11 protein-coding genes are annotated in these 14312 nt (G+C 47.0%); 9 read left to right on the forward strand and 2 right to left on the reverse strand.

The features are described from left to right. The first annotated feature begins 88 nt into the window (after positions 1-88). The 6 genes from K401_RS0113800 to K401_RS0113825 all read left to right on the forward strand — a co-directional run bounded on the left by K401_RS0113800 (position 89) and on the right by K401_RS0113825 (position 8235). Positions 89-865 carry an FAD binding domain-containing protein gene (locus tag K401_RS0113800; protein WP_024293490.1) on the forward strand — a complete coding sequence of 259 codons (777 nt, stop codon included), beginning with the start codon at positions 89-91 and terminating at the stop codon, positions 863-865. Further along, entirely contained in the window at positions 866-1333 is a 468-nt protein-coding gene (locus tag K401_RS0113805; RefSeq protein ID WP_024293491.1) for a (2Fe-2S)-binding protein, read from the forward strand. 1 nt (position 1334) lies between these two features. After that, positions 1335-3608: a xanthine dehydrogenase family protein molybdopterin-binding subunit gene (locus K401_RS0113810; RefSeq protein ID WP_024293492.1), complete on the forward strand. Its 2274-nt coding sequence runs from the start codon at positions 1335-1337 to the stop codon at positions 3606-3608. A gap of 241 nt (positions 3609-3849) precedes the next feature. Further along, positions 3850-4554, forward strand: coding sequence for an ABC transporter ATP-binding protein (locus K401_RS0113815; RefSeq protein WP_024293493.1), 705 nt, complete (start codon positions 3850-3852; stop codon positions 4552-4554). Next, positions 4554-6899 carry an ABC transporter permease gene (locus K401_RS0113820; protein ID WP_024293494.1) on the forward strand — a complete coding sequence of 782 codons (2346 nt, stop codon included), beginning with the start codon at positions 4554-4556 and terminating at the stop codon, positions 6897-6899. Before K401_RS0113815 ends, K401_RS0113820 begins: the two co-directional genes overlap by 1 nt. A 4-nt stretch (positions 6900-6903) precedes the next feature. Then, positions 6904-8235, forward strand: coding sequence for an efflux RND transporter periplasmic adaptor subunit (locus K401_RS0113825; protein WP_024293495.1), 1332 nt, complete (start codon positions 6904-6906; stop codon positions 8233-8235). A gap of 62 nt (positions 8236-8297) precedes the next feature. Here K401_RS0113825 and K401_RS0113830 read toward each other — a convergent pair whose 3' ends face one another. Continuing rightward, the gene (locus K401_RS0113830) at positions 8298-9716 is read right to left on the reverse strand and encodes a PspC-like choline-binding domain-containing protein (RefSeq protein ID WP_024293496.1); all 1419 of its coding nucleotides are present in this window, start codon (positions 9714-9716) and stop codon (positions 8298-8300) included. A gap of 390 nt (positions 9717-10106) precedes the next feature. Beyond that, on the reverse strand, positions 10107-11180 hold the full coding sequence (locus tag K401_RS0113835) for a Gfo/Idh/MocA family protein (RefSeq protein WP_024293497.1): 1074 nt from the start codon (positions 11178-11180) through the stop codon (positions 10107-10109). A gap of 307 nt (positions 11181-11487) precedes the next feature. Between K401_RS0113835 and K401_RS0113840 the strand changes: the two genes are divergently transcribed. From K401_RS0113840 to K401_RS0113850, 3 genes are all read left to right on the forward strand, one after another. Beyond that, entirely contained in the window at positions 11488-12522 is a 1035-nt protein-coding gene (locus K401_RS0113840) for a LacI family DNA-binding transcriptional regulator (RefSeq protein WP_024293498.1), read from the forward strand. A gap of 110 nt (positions 12523-12632) precedes the next feature. Next, positions 12633-13751 carry a tripartite tricarboxylate transporter substrate binding protein gene (locus K401_RS0113845; RefSeq protein ID WP_084492886.1) on the forward strand — a complete coding sequence of 373 codons (1119 nt, stop codon included), beginning with the start codon at positions 12633-12635 and terminating at the stop codon, positions 13749-13751. Between the two features lie 77 nt (positions 13752-13828). Continuing rightward, the gene (locus tag K401_RS0113850; protein WP_024293500.1) at positions 13829-14308 is read left to right on the forward strand and encodes a tripartite tricarboxylate transporter TctB family protein; all 480 of its coding nucleotides are present in this window, start codon (positions 13829-13831) and stop codon (positions 14306-14308) included. The last annotated feature ends 4 nt before the right edge of the window (positions 14309-14312 follow it).

The raw sequence follows: 14312 nt of genomic DNA on the forward strand, positions 1-14312 counted from the left end.
ATAAATAAAATGGCATCTTACTGATAGATAAGGGGAAACCGGTTAGCAGATAAAGAAGGAAAGCTTGGGAGTCAGGAGGACAGTTCCAATGATTCGATTTAAAAATTATGTAAAAGCGGAAAGCCTGGAAGAGGCTTTTGCCCTGAATCAGAAGAAGAGCAGTGTCATAGGCGGAGGCATGATGTGGCTGAAAGTGCAGAGCCGGGTGAAGATGACGCTGGTGGATTTATCGGGCCTTGGGCTTGATGGGATTGAGGAGACGGAAGATGAGTTTTCCATAGGTGCCATGTGCACCCTGCGCCAGCTGGAGACCCATGAAGGGCTGGACACGTGCTTTTCCGGCGTTTTCAAGGAATGCACCCGTTCTATTGTGGGTGTTCAGTTCCGCAACGGGGCTACTGTGGGAGGAAGCGTGTTCGGCCGGTTTGGATTTTCCGATATTACCACCTGCCTGCTGGCCCTTGACACTTATGTGGAACTGTACAAGGGAGGAATTCTCCCCTTAGAGGAGTTCTGCAGGAAAAAAAGCGACCGGGATATTCTGGTCCGTATCCATATTAAAAAGGATGGAAGAAAGGCGGCTTATGCTTCCCAGCGTATGGCAAAGACGGATTTTCCTGTAATCGCCTGCTGCGCGTCCAGAAAAGATGGGAAGCTTTATGTTTCCGTAGGTGCCAGGCCTGGAAAAGCTGAGCTGGTAGTGCTTGACGGAAGCCAGGAATGTCCTAAGGAGGAGCTTGCAAAACGGGCATCAGAGGGCTTTTCCTATGGTACAAACATGAGAGGGAGCGGGGAGTACCGGAAGCATTTGGCTGAAATATATATCAGAAGGCTTTTCCAAGGGCTGGACCAGGAGGAAGAATAAATGGAGATAGAATTCACACTGAACGGAAAACTGACCTATGAGGAAATCACAGATGACACCACCTTATTCCAGCTTCTTAGAAGGAAGGGCTGCTACAGCGTAAAGTGCGGCTGCGAAACGGAAAATTGCGGTCTTTGTACGGTGATGGTCAATGGAAAGTCAAGACTTTCCTGTTCCTTTTTAGCTGCCAGGGCAAATGGCTGTGAAGTGGTGACTTTGGAAGGTGCGGAACAGGAAGCAAAGGAGTTTGGGACCTATCTGGCTGCGGAAGGAGCGGAGCAGTGCGGATTTTGCAGCCCAGGACTTATTATGAATGTGCTTGCAATGGAAAAGGAAGAAAAAGCCCTTGACGATGAGGGAATAAAAGAGTACCTGGCCGGAAACTTATGCCGGTGCAGCGGTTATATGGGGCAGCTTCGGGCCGTAAAGAACTATTTGAGCAGAGGGGAGAAAAGGGATGAATTATAAAATGCGTACGGTCAATACTTCTGTACAAAAAAAGGATGCTATGGCCCTGGTGACAGGAAAGCCTGTGTATACCGATGACCTGGCTCCCGGGGACTGTCTTTTTGTAAAGGTGCTCAGAAGCCCTCATGCCCATGCGCTCATTAAGGAGATCCACAAGGAAAGGGCGGAAAAGGTGGCCGGAATCGCCTGCATTCTCACCTATCAGGATGTACCTCAGAAGCGTTTTACCATGGCAGGCCAGTCCTACCCGGAGCCGAGCCCCTATGACAGGCTGATCCTGGATCAGAGGATGCGTTTTGTGGGAGACGCAGCGGCCATCGTTGCCGGTGAAACGGAAGATGCGGTGGACCATGCCCTGCGTCTTCTTAAGGTGGAGTATGAAATCCTGGAGCCTGTGCTGGATTTTAAACAGGCAAAGGACAGCCGGGTGCTGGTTCATCCTGAGGAAGACTGGAAGAGCCTTTGTCCGGTAGGTGCGGACAATAGGAGAAATTTGTGTGCCTCTGGAATGGAAGAGCACGGAGATGTGGATGAGGTTTTAAAGCAGTGTGATTATGTGGTGGAGCAGGTTTATCATACGAAGGCAAACCAGCAGGCCATGATGGAAACCTTCCGGGCTTACTGCTATCTGGATGCCTACGGGCGTTTAAATATGGTGTCTTCCACGCAAATCACCTTTCATGTGAGAAGGATCCTTGCCCATGCCCTGGATGTTCCAAAATCCCGGATCCGTGTGATCAAGCCCCGGATCGGCGGCGGCTTCGGAGCAAAGCAGACAGTGGTGGCAGAGGTGTATCCGGCAATTGTGACCATGAAGACCGGCAGGCCGGCCAAGATGATCTATAGCCGGTATGAGTCCCAGATCGCCGCGTCTCCCCGACATGAGATGGAAGTCCATGTGAGGGTGGGAGCGGATAAGACGGGGATCATTCAGGCCATTGATGTGCATACCCTGTCAAATACAGGAGCTTTTGGGGAACACGGCCCAACTACGGTAGGCTTGTCCGGCCATAAGACCATACCTCTTTACGGGACTGCCAAAGCATTCCGGTTTGCATATGATGTGGTTTACACCAACCGCATGTCTTCCGGGGCTTACCGGGGATATGGCGCAACCCAGGGAATCTTTGCTGTGGAATCGGCGGTCAATGAGCTGGCAAAGAAAATGGGCATGGATTCCGTAAAATTAAGGGAACAGAACATGGTAAGGGAAGGGGATATCATGCCAGCCTATTATGGTGAAACTCTAAGAAGCTGTGCCCTGGACCGGTGTATGGCCAGAGCCAAGGACATGATCCGCTGGGATGAAAAGTACCCAGGGGTTGACATGGGAAATGGAAAGGTGCGGGGCGTTGGCGTTGCCATGTCCATGCAGGGATCCGCCATTTCCGGCGTTGATGTGGCTTCTGTGGAGCTGCGCCTCAATGATGACGGTTTTTATACCCTTATGATCGGTGCTTCCGACATGGGAACAGGCTGTGACACCACCCTCGCCCAGGTAGCGGCGGATTGCCTGGAATGTAATTTAGATGAGATCGTGGTCCATGGAACAGATACGGATGTTTCCCCCTATGATTCCGGTTCCTATGCTTCCAGCACCATGTATTTAACCGGAATGGCCGTGGTAAAGGCCAGCCACGAAATGCGGGGAAAAATTATAAAAAAGGGAGCAGAATACCTTGGCTGCCCGGAGGATACCCTGGACTTTGACGGAAAGAGGGTGTACCAGCAGGAGGGAGAGCTGGAAATATCCTTAAAGGATATTGGAAATAAGGTCATGTGCTTTAATGAGGATATGCTCTCTGCCGGGGCCAGCCACAGTTCTCCTGTGTCGCCGCCTCCTTTTATGGTGGGAATGGCTGAGGTGGAAGTTGATAAGGAGACCGGAGAGGTAGAGCTTCTGGATTATGTGGCAGTAGTGGACTGCGGGACCACCATTAATCCAAATCTGGCCAGGATCCAGACCGAAGGCGGCATTGCCCAGGGAATTGGCATGGCCATGTATGAGGAGGTCACTTATTCCTCCAAGGGACAGATGCTGGAGAATTCCTTTATGCAGTACAAGCTTCCCACAAGGCAGGATGTGGGGAATATCCGGGTGGAATTTGAAAGCAGCTATGAACCTACAGGGCCTTTTGGTGCCAAATCCATCGGCGAGATCGTGATCAATACTCCTTCTCCCGCCATTGCGGATGCGGTGGCTAATGCGGTAGGGGTGAGGATCAGGGAGCTGCCTGTTACGGCAGAAAAGGTATACTGGGGGCTGAAGGGTTAAGTAACGTCGGAACAGGGTTCGGATATCTGCCTGAGGACGAGGAAAAGAGACAAAGAGGAAGCTGCGCAGGTTTGAGGCGGGCGTTTCCTCTTTGTTTTTTTGTATGATTTTCATGAAATTTTTGTATATTTTAAAATAATTATAATTGTTGATAAAAATAATCGCCGGATGATATTGACGGAGAATTGCATTGATAATAACATGGGTGTATGATGGGGGAAAAGAAGGGAGGGAAGGACTTATGGAAGTTTTGATACGGGCAGAAGAAGTCTGCAAGGATTATGATGCGGGTGAAGTCAAGGTGCAGGCCTTAAGGAATGTATCTTTTGAGATTCTCCGGGGGGAATTTATTGTGATCCTGGGGCCAAGCGGGTCCGGGAAAAGTACCCTTTTAAATATATTGGGAGGAATTGAAACAGTTACCAACGGGACCGTCTATTATGACGGCACACCACTCTCCTGGGGAGATTTAAAGAGCCTTACCGCTTATCGCCGGGCTCATGCCGGATTTATCTTTCAGTTTTATAATCTGATGCCAGGACTGACTGCTTTAGAGAATGTACAGCTGGCAGCGGAGCTTTCCAAAGATCCTCTGGACCCGGAGATACTGCTTGAACAGGTGGGGCTTTTGGACAGAGCAGGTCATTTTCCAAGCAGGCTGTCGGGAGGACAGCAGCAAAGGGTGGCCATTGCCAGGGCCTTGTGCAAGAATCCTGATATCCTTCTTTGCGATGAACCTACGGGTGCCTTGGACAGCGGCACTGGAAGCCAGATTTTAAAGCTGCTGTCGGATTTTAACAGACAGTATGAAAAGACGGTGGTTCTGATCACCCATAATGAGAACATTGCAGGGATCGCAGACCGGGTGTTTTATTTTAAGGATGGGTGCCTGGAAAGGATCCGTGTCAATGAAACGCCCTTAAAGCCTGAGGAGGTGGTCTGGTAGTGAAAAGCTTCCGCAAGAATGTGGTCCGGTGTGCCAGACAGAATCCAGGTTCCTTTCTGGGGGCCGTTTTCATCATTGCCATCGGCATATTTGTCTATGTTGCCATGATGGACACCTTAAGAAACTTAGGGGACCAGGTACAGCGTTATTATGACAGCAGCGCCATAGCGGACGTGTTCGCCGAAGTTTCAGGAATATCGGAGGTGGACTTAGAACGGTTAAAGGAGATTCCAGGGATCGAAGAGGCTTCTGGAAAAATGGCTGTTGATGCAAGGCTGTTTGCCCCTTCCCAGACAGAGATCGTGACCGTGCATCTGCTGTCTTACGATCCTATTGATCCTTTAAATAAGCTGATGGTAAAAGGGATGGGGACAGGAAAGGACAGTATTTATCTGGGAAACCGGATGGCCGGAATATATGGTTACGAAAACGGGACGCCTCTCACCCTCATGATCAATGGAAAGAGCGTAAAGTTTGAATTGGCAGGAACCTGTTACGGCCCGGAATACATATATGCCATTCCTCCGGGAGGTGCCATGGTACCCGATGGGGAGATCTATGACATTGCCTGCGTGGAAAAAAGCAGGATGGAGGAATTGACCGGGAAAAAGGATTCCATGAATGAGCTGGGATTCCGTCTGGCAAAAGGATATACCTATGAAGATGTGCGCTATCAGCTCATGGACCGCCTTTCCGGGTATGGCCTGATATCCCTTTCCTCCCGGGAAAACCAGGCCAGCTATAATATGGTAAAGGGCGAAATCAATGAGCTGTATTCCATGGGAACGGCGCTTCCCTTTCTGTTTATGTCCATTTCCGTGTTCATGCTTTATGTGGTGTTAAAAAAGATGATAGACAAGGATCAAAGCCTCATAGGCACCATGAAATCCTTTGGGATGAGAGACGGTGAATTGATTTTGGCCTACCTTTACCAGGGGGCCGAGGTCGGCGTTTTAGGCGCTTTGGTTGGAAGCATTCTGGCGGTTCCCTTTGGCCGGTTTATGTTTCTTATGTATGTGGACTTTTTTAACTTGCCGGACACGGTTTATCACAGCTACATGAATACAAGGATCAGCGGCATGGGAATTGCCGTGGGGACCGGGCTCCTGGCGGTTTATTTAGGGGTCATGGGAATCTTAAAGATCACTCCGGCCCAGGCCATGAGGGCAAAGGCTCCTGCTGCTGCAGGGAATTTGAAACTTCCCGGCTTTTTATCCTCCAGGCTTGGAGCCATGGAGAAAATGGGACTTCGCTCTGTGGTGAGGAACCCTTTTCGAGGCTTTCTGATTATTTTGGCCATTGCATTCCCTTTTTCCATGTCTTCTGTGCTTTTCTCCTTTAAAGGGGTAGCGGATCAGATGTATTTCGATCAGTTCAGCAAAGTGCAGACCTATGATATACAGATTTCCCTGGACCGTTTTGTATCTCCTATCAGGGGAGAATTGGCAGGGGAGGGGATAAGGGGAGTGAGAAAAAGCGAGGCAGTTCTCCAGAAGGCAGTGGAATTAAAGCATGAAAATCTGTCGGAGTTTGCCATGGTCTATGGCTTGAACCCTGAGTCTGACATGTGGAGGATCATGGATCTCTACGGCCGGTTTTATGAGCCGCCGGAGGATGGGATCCTCATAAACAGCAGGATCGCAAAAAAGCTTCACCTGGAGGAAGGGGACCTAATGGAAGTGACTGTTCCCGGCCTGACTGCGGAAGGGGTGAAGGTTCCCGTAAAGGCTGTCATACAGGAGAGTCTGGGAGGCGGCTGCTATATGTCTTCAAAAGGCTTTTACCGCTTTTTTGGTTCTGTTCCAATGGCGGGAACCGTTCTTTTAAAGGTGGAAAAGGGAAGGCTTAACGAGGTCCGGGAAGAGCTTTTAAAAACCAGCCGGGTGACCTGGATGGTGGATACCAGCCGCATCATTGACAGCTACCGGGACATTATGGGCAGCATGATGGCAATGGTTCAGATGTTTTCCCTTATGGCAGTGGCGGCAGGAGGAATCCTCATTTATAATATTTCCATGATCAATATCAGGGAACGGATCTCAGAGCTTGGAACGTTTATTATCATGGGAGGAACGGATAGGGAGATCGGAAGGATCCTCCTGTTTGAACAGGTGGTTTACTTCATTCTTGGAATTGTTTTAGGAATATTTGGAAGCATTGGAGTAAAATACCTTTTGGAGCATCTGGTCATATCCGATTCCTATACCATTGATCTGGCTATACGGCCATCCTGTTATGGGATAGCGTTTCTCACCTGCCTTGCAATGGCAGGGGCTTCTTTGCTGGCCCAGACGCGGTTTGTAAGAAGGATAAAGCTCACGGATATATTAAAGGAAAGGGAGTAGGCTTATGAAGATCCGATTGGATGGCAGGAAAAAGAAAATATGCTTTCTGGCTGCAGGAGTTGTCCTTGTGCTGATCATAGGAAGGGCTGCAGTGAAAAGCTTAAAAGGAGCCCCGGTGGAAACCGCAGCGGCCTCCTATGAAACCGTAGAGGACCGGTATACTGAGGAAGGAACCATTACGGCAGGAGGGGAATACCGCCTGGTTTCAGAGGTGGCAGGACCTGTAAAAGAGGTTATGGTCAGGGAAAATGACGGGGTGAAGGCAGGAGATATCCTGTTTACCGTTGATGATAAGGATTTATTGCATGAAAAGTCTCTTTGTGAAAGCGCTCTGGCAGGCTATAAGGCCAAGCTGGAGCAGAGCCGGATCGGGCAGGTGATGACGTCATCGCCTCAGGAATATTTGGATTCCATAAGAGCGGAGGTATCGGCAAAAGAAGCGGATTACCAGGCGGCAAAAACCGTTTTTGACGCATCCCAGTCCCTGTATTCTGCAGGGAGTATTTCTAAAATCGAGTGGGAAAAGGACCGGGCTTCCTATGAGTACGCTTCTCTGGCATGGGAGCAGGCGAAGAGCCGCTATGAGGAAAGCCGCCGGTTTTTAGAGAGCTTAAAGGCAGGGGGAATTGACGAAACCACCATTAACGGAAGGTTTTATGAAAGTGTGGAAGAGCAGTTAAAGGCCCAGATCAAATCCCAGGAAACTACCATGGAACAGCTGGAAGACCGGTTGAAAAAATGTGTGGTAGCTGCGGACAGGGATGGAATAGTCACCTCCCTTCCTGTCAAGGATATGTCCTACATACAGGCAGGGGAAACTGCCGCTACCATAAGCGGGAGGGGAAAGGTCCAGGCAGAGTCTGACGTGCTTACCAGCATTGCACCTTATCTTACTCCGGGAGATAAAGTGACGGTGATTCTGCAGCTTAGAAATCAGGATCAAATGTACGGAGGGACCATAAGCCAGGTCTATGACTATGCTGCTAAAGGGACCTCTGCCCTGGGAATGGATGAATACAGGGTGCATGTGAAGGTCGACATGGATGAGAATCCGGACCTGGAAGGAAAGGAAGGCTATGGCGCCAACATCCGCTTTACCCTGTATCAGGGGGACGATAAGCTGGTGATCCCTTCAAGTGCTGTCTTTGAACTGGATGATCAGAAGTATGTATTTGTGATCAAAAATGGAAGGGCGGAGAAGCATCCCGTTGAGATCGAATACAGGACTGCATCCCAGGCTGTTATAAAAGAAGGGCTGACAGAGGGAGAGAAGGTCATTGACCATGTAGATTCAGAAGAAATCTATGAAGGGGCAAAGGTGTATGCAGGTTCATAAAGGATAAAAAGGAGGCAGCGCGGAATATCCGCTGCTGCCTCCCTTTTCTTATGTTTTTTACTTTATTTTATCTTTTCGTATCCTGATTCTTTGATGGTTCCGTCGCTGTTGGTCTTGTAGTATTTGCCGTCGCCATCCTGAATGTTTGTCTTGCCCTTAGCAAGCTTTCCGCTTGTACCGACTAAGTACTCTTTGTCATTGTATTCCACTACTTTATATTTTTCATCTTTGTCAGCCTTGATCAGTCTGCCCTGTACGTAGATGCTGTCATCGGTGATGGAATTGTAGCCGGCTCCCTTATTGCTTCCGGCCTTGCGGAAGTTATAGGTGTATTTCTCGCCGTCAATATCAATGGTAGTCTTGCCGGTTGCCATGGCGCCTTCCTTTGGAGATGTGCCGAAATAGTAAACCTCTGCTGCGTCGTCTGCAGCAGGGAAATCGCTTTCTGTTTCGATCTCGCTGTAAGACTCGATGGTTTTGCCTGATTCAAAGGTCAGTTTATAAAGCCCCTGAAGCATTTCGCCCTTTTCGTTGAAGGCGTAGCTTAAGCCATTGATGCTCTTGATCTGGCTGGTTGTAAGCTGTCCGTTGCTGGAAGCGTAGAACCAGTATTCTGTGCCGTCATCATAAGCTTCTGCATCAATATCTTCTCCGGGAACGGTCTTGAACCAGCCTTTTGCAAGCCAGCACTGTTCTGGGAGATTATAATACTGGTTAGCGGAACTTGAAGTGGAAGCAGAGGCAATTTCATACCATTCTGATTCAGCGGCTCCGTTTTCATTGAAGCGGTATTTCTGACCGTTGATGGTTTTTGTTGTATCCTTTATCTTCTTGCCGTTGGTGCCGAAATAGAACCAGTAGGCTCCGTTGAAATTGTCTTTCTCATTTTCTGAATCTTCTACTTCGATGGATTTCCAGCCGTTTGCCTGAGCGCCGTCAGAGGAATCTCCTAAGTAATAGATACCGTCCTTCCATGCATCGTCACCGGTCTGGCGTGTGGATTCATCATTAACCCAGCCAAACAACATTCTTCCTTCTGAATCAAAGGAATAGTTATGAGATTCTCCGTTGGCGGTCTTTATGGATTTAAAGGTGGTTTTGCCGGAGGTAGGAGCCTTATAGGCCTTTCCGTTGCTGCCAAAGTAGTACCAGTAAGTATCTGGTTCATCCTCTTCATCCTGGTCGGAAGGAACTTCACGCCATTCATTTGTAACCATGGCTCCTGATGAATTTACAAAATAGTAATTGTCATCGGATTCGATTAAGCTGCTGGTAGCCATTTCGCCGTCTTCATTTAAATAGAACCAGCTGTCACCGGACTTGCGCCAGGATTCGGTTGTTATATCTCCGTTGGAGTCCAAGTATACCCAGGTGTCGTTTTCCTGAGCCCAGCCCTGAGCTGCAAAGGAGGTCATGGATGCACCTATTGTAAAAAGCGCTGCAGCGCAGGGAATCAGCCATTTAAGTTTCTGTTTTCTCATGTTTGTTCTCCTTTCATAAGAACCCCTTTTTGTTGCTTTCTCAGCTTTTCTGCTGATGGAATGACTTTAAACCATGGAGTAAGTCCAAGGTCAAGGGATGTAAAGAAGGCGTAAGAATGCGTAAGAAACCAGGGACAAGTTAAGAAAACCGTAATCTTGCCGTATTTTGGAAGAGGTTCCAGCTGCTGCCACCATTTTAGGTTTGAAATTACATATATGCTAATTTATTTTTGTATGCTTAAATTGTACTTTCTATTCCGGTTTCCACATTTGCTGCGATAACAGCAGAGGACGGAAGAGAAGAGGGATATTAAAGAATACTGGATACTACTAATTTCCAGAAAGTGAAAAAAACTGAAGGAGCAGGAGAGGGTCCCCACCCACCACTTCTTATCTTATTTTTTCTGCGGCCATCTGAGCCTTAATACACAATTCTGCGGCTTTAAAAGCATGTTCCTGTGTCATGGCAATTTCTGTCCGGTTTATACAGTCCAGGATCAGTTCGCCAAAGAAGGGGTAGCCTACTTTCCCGCTGACATTTACATAATGTTCTTTTTCTCCGGTAACGTAGAATACATGATCGGAACGGTTGTCAACTCCCACATTGATATATTTACGAAGTTCAATGTACCCTTTGGTTCCCAGTATAAAAAGTCTTCCGTCGCCCCAGGAGCCCAGTCCGTCAGGGGTAAACCAGTCTACCCGGAAGTAGTTGCTGGAACCGTTGCTGCCTACTAACATGACTTCGCCAAAATCCTCAAATTCCGGATATTCCGGATGGTTATGGTTAGCCACCTGGCTGCGTACTACTTGTGCATCGGTGGAACCGCTGAAATACAGATATTGTTCAATCTGATGACTGCCGATGTCGCAGAGAATTCCGCCGTATTTCTCCTTCTGGAAAAACCATTGTGGACGGGACGGTGCATTTAAGCGGTGAGGGCCCATACCCATAACCTGCAGGATATCGCCTATGACCCCGTCTTTGATTAATTGGCCGGCATATACGGCGCTTTCCACATGAAGGCGTTCGCTGAAATATACCATGTATTTCTGACCCGTGGATTTTACCTTGCTTCTGGCTAAATCAATCTGCTCCAGTGTGGTAAAAGGAGATTTGTCGGTAAAATAATCCTTGCCGGCCTCCATTACCTTAAAACCTAAAGAAGCCCGGTCGCAGGGAATTGCAGCAGCGGCTACCAACTGGATGTCCGGGTCCGTAAGGATCTGATCCAGGCTCTCTGCCCGAATAGCCTGGGGATATGTACGGCAATAATCTTCTAAGAGCTTGGGGTCGTCGTCATACACATATTTCAGAGTCGCTCCAGCCTCTACAAGACCGTTGGTCATTCCATAGATATGTCCATGTTTTAAGGCGGTAACCGCAAACATAAATTCACCTGGTTTAACAACGGGTTTTGTTTTTCCTTGAGGGGCATAGTTCATGCCATCACTTTTTTGCATTAGAAAATTCCTCCTGTTTTTTACTTTGATTTCTATTATAAGTTTAGATTGAGGGGGAAACAAGGGAAATATAGGGAAATATAAACAAAAGTTATAGATGAAAATATAAAATAAATACAAGTATAGAATTTTATACAAAATAAAAAAAGGAAATTTGTTAAAACCATATAGATAATAAAAAAATACAAATAATATATTGACAAATAATACAATTTAATTTACAATCTAATTGCTTTGGATTTTATTCGATAAGTAAACGTTTACTTATAATAATAAGCAGATATCTACATAGTGAAAGAAGAGAAGCATGAATAGAAAAAAGACTAATTCCCGTTATGTTACTATACGGGATGTTGCAGAAATGGCGGGAACCTCCATTGCCACCGTTTCATATGTGCTCAATGATTCGAAAGACCGGTACATCAGTGATGAACTGAGAGAACGGGTCTTAAACGCGGCGGCGGATTTGAATTATGTTAAGAGCGGGCTGGCCAGCAGCTTGAAAGGAAAGCAAAGGGGAATCCTGGCGGTACTGACACCCCAGTATGAGAATCCATTTTTTATGAGTATGTTTATTGCAATAGAGAAAATTGCGAATCAGTATGGTTATGTATTGTCAACCTGCAATACCTTTGATGATCCAAAGCATGAAAAAGAAGTTTTAGAACGTATGCTGACAATCCGGGCAGATGGATATCTGGTGATTCCTACTGTGGAAGGGGGAAAAAATATGTCCATCTTGATGGATAATAACCTTCCTTTTGTAGCAATAGAGCGTCCGTTGGCAAAAACGGAGCAATATCATTATGTAAGCAGCGATAACTTTGAAGTCGGTTTCCGGATTACGGAGCATTTGATACAAAAGGGACACCGACATATTGGCATGATTTATTGGGATACGGCCATTACAAACGTTTACGAACGGGTGAGCGGATATAAAGAAGCGCTGAGACAGGCTGGAGTTTCCTTTGACCAGACATTGGTAAAGAAGGGCGATCTGAAAGAAGGAACCGGAATGAGACTGACCAAAGAGCTATTGGAAAACAGCCAGGTCACTGCTGTTATATATGGTCAGTATTTACTTGCGGAAGATGGAATTACTTATCTTCGAAAGCAGAAGGTGAAGATACCGGAAGAAATTTCTGTTGCCATGGTAGGAAATCCGGCATGGGCGCGGATGGAAGAGATTACAAGGATTGCCCAGGCTGGAACCAGGATGGGTGAGGTGGCTGCAAGAATCCTACTTGATCAACTGGAGGGAAAGACTATGCCAGGAGAATATATCAGACAAATTGTGGAATCGGATTTGTATGAAGGAGGAACTGTAAGTCAGCTGAATTAGTATTAACGGGAGAAAAACTCCCGTATAGTATCGGCATTAAGTAAACGTTTACCTAACATGTAAACGTTTACTTAACAAATAAAACCATATTATATAAATCAGGAGGAAGTATGATGAGAAAGAACAAAAGAACTTTGATTTTACTGGGAGTGGCACTGACTTTTGCAGCTGGTCTTACCGGTTGCAGCGGCGGGGGAAAAGCAACAACTGCGGCACTGGCCGAGAACCAGTCAACAGCGGCTGACCAGGAGACCGGTGAAACCGAACAAGCCAAATCCAAAAGTGACTATCCGACAAAAGATATCACGGTTATTGTCCCGTGGAATCCAGGTGGCGGTACCGATCTGACTGTTCGTGCTCTGGTGGAGGAAATGAGCGGCGACCTTGGTAAACGTATGACAGTAACCAACATGCCTGGCGCCAGCGGCTCGGTTGGAATGCAGGATGTCTATGATTCGCCTAAGGATGGATATAAGGTCTTGGGTCATGGTATGATGGCATTTACCAATTCTCAGGTTATGGGACTGGTGGACACAAGCTATAAGAAATGGGTAGTATGGGATGCTGCATTTTCTCCCAACGTAATTGCCGTTAAAAAAGATTCTCCTTATAAGACCATTGAAGATCTCATTGCGGCTATGAAGGAAAACCCAGGTAAAATCACTGCCAGCAGCGCTGGCGTGGGAACTGGCGGACATATCGGAGCATCCGTATTTGCACAGGGAGTCGGTGCTGAGTTCACTCACATACCTTATGAAGGCGGTAACCCGGCAATTATCGCTGCATTGTCTGGAGAAGTAGATTTTACGGCACAGCTTTCTATGGAAATGATTGATATGATCCGTTCCGGAGACCTGATTGGCCTGGCTTGTTTGAGCGATGAGGATCTGGTGATTGATGGTCCTTCCGGAAAAATCACCATTCCGTCCATTAAGTCTGTGGCACCGGAAATGGAGGAAATTCTTCCGCTTGGAGAGTCTTTTGGCATCATGGTACCAGAGGAAACACCAGAAGATGTGATCGAAGCACTGGATAGTGCTTATAAGAATGCTGTTGAGTCTGAATCATTTAAGAAGCTGGCAGATGATAAGGGGATGATCGTATTTGGATATGATGTGGTTGATACTTCTGAATATCTTGATAAACTGGCGTCCATTGTATGCTGGACTTTATATGACATCGGCAGTGCTAAAATTTCTCCAGATACGGTAGGTATTCCAAGACCATAAGCATCAGACGGCTGGACTGAGCCGGTGAAAGTAATCATGATTCACCGGCCCTTTTTACGGAAGGATAGGGTAAATAGATGGGAGATAAAAAATATATTGATTTTTTTAGTGCGGTGGTGACAGGACTATTATCGATTTATGTCATCATAGACAGTATTCGTATGTATCTGGATGCAGGCGAGAAAATGTATTATTCGCCAGCATTTTTCCCCTTAATTCTGGGTGCGGGACTATTCATCTGTGCTGGGATTCTTATGAGCAGAAGCCTGAAAGGTATTGGTATTTCTGTTACCATGGCTCAAGTGAAAAAAAGTGCTGTAAGAGTTGTCCGTTCTGAAACCGTTAAAAAGGCTTTGATCGGGCTTTGTATTATGGGAATTTATGTTTTTGCATTACTTCCCATGCTGGGTTTTGTCATATCCACACTGATCTTTATTGTAGCTATGATGATGTATATGAAAGTAGGCAGTCTTATAAAGATTGTATTGATTGCTGTTATAATTGTTGGGGCAGTTTATGTTACATTTCAGATGGCATTTGGCGTACTTTTACCATAGAGGA

It is taken from the genome of Lacrimispora indolis DSM 755 (assembly GCF_000526995.1).
Lineage (GTDB): Bacteria > Bacillota > Clostridia > Lachnospirales > Lachnospiraceae > Lacrimispora > Lacrimispora indolis.